Origin of the sequence: Zhenpiania hominis (assembly GCF_014333425.1) — a bacterium.
GTDB classification, from domain to species: Bacteria; Bacillota; Clostridia; order Peptostreptococcales; family Anaerovoracaceae; genus Hominibacterium; species Hominibacterium hominis.
This window is the reverse complement of record NZ_JACRYT010000063.1, coordinates 1-1,028: the sequence shown is the minus strand read 5'-3', so window position 1 is coordinate 1,028 and position 1,028 is coordinate 1. Positions and strand designations below refer to the sequence as shown.

General features: G+C 51.1%; 1 protein-coding gene. It reads right to left on the bottom strand.

The window, feature by feature from the left end; genetic code table 11:
- Nucleotides 1-922, bottom strand: a 922-nt coding sequence (locus H9L42_RS17485; RefSeq protein WP_187304529.1) for an AAA family ATPase, incomplete at its 3' end; no start/stop codon positions are given.
- Nucleotides 923-1,028 lie beyond the last annotated feature (106 nt).

The window sequence follows — 1,028 nt, the reverse complement described above, 5'->3', positions numbered from 1 at the left end:
CCTTCTTTGCTTCATATTGGCTGTCCGCCAGAGCAATCTTATCCTGCAGCTTACGATCCAGACCTCCCAGCTTTTCATCCGCTGCCCGGATTTCCGCTTTCAGCCTCTCTATCGTGCTGATCAGCCCTTCCCGTTCCGCTGCTATAGTCTTTTCCTCTGCGGAGACCTGAATCTCCCGATCCGCTTCCAGTCCCCGGAGTTTGTTGTCATAGCTGTCTTTAAAGACCTTCGCGCGTTCAATCCGGCTGTTTTCTTCCCGGATACCCTCCAGCTTTCGGTACGCTTCTCCCAGGTCGTAGCGCTCCCACCGATCCGCATCATACTCTGCCGGAATATCGGAGGCAATCTCTTCAATAAAGGCCCGCTTGTTTTTCAAATCCCGGTTGATGTCCTGCCTTGTCTGAAAGTACACGCTGTTATCCGCCTGGATATCGTGCAGCACCTGCAGGATATTCTGGTCGTAATTTACACCCTCCGGTATCTCCCCGAACTGCTCCCGAATCCAATTCAGATCCCAGTCAAACTCAATGAGATCTAAGATGATCCGGTTCTGCTCCTGCTTGTTCATTCCGATAAAAGCCACCGGATCCAGCTGCAAAGGAGTAAAGAGCTGCTTCAGCATGGATTCCGGGCCGGATACTTCCTTTCCGCCTTCTTTCACCGACTTGTAATCCGCCTTATCGGTCCGTTTCTTCCGGTCAATATACAGCCCGGTATCCGTCTCAATCAGGATTTCCCCCTCAGACGCACCTTTCCGAATAATGTAGTCCCGCTCAGACTGATTGGTCAGTCCATAGCGAATGGCATCGATTACGGAAGTCTTTCCGGATCCGTTTGTTCCGGTAATCTCTACGCTGCTCCCGTCCAGTTCGGTTTCCGCGATTCCGAATAAATTCTTGATCTTAATCTTCGTCGTTTTCACTTATGGCCTCCTGTTCTTCTTTTTTCTGCGCCGCCTTTGTCGCGCAGGCTGCACAAAGTTCTTTCCCATATTTTTCTTTTGTGTACGCAGCAAGCTGCCGCGGACT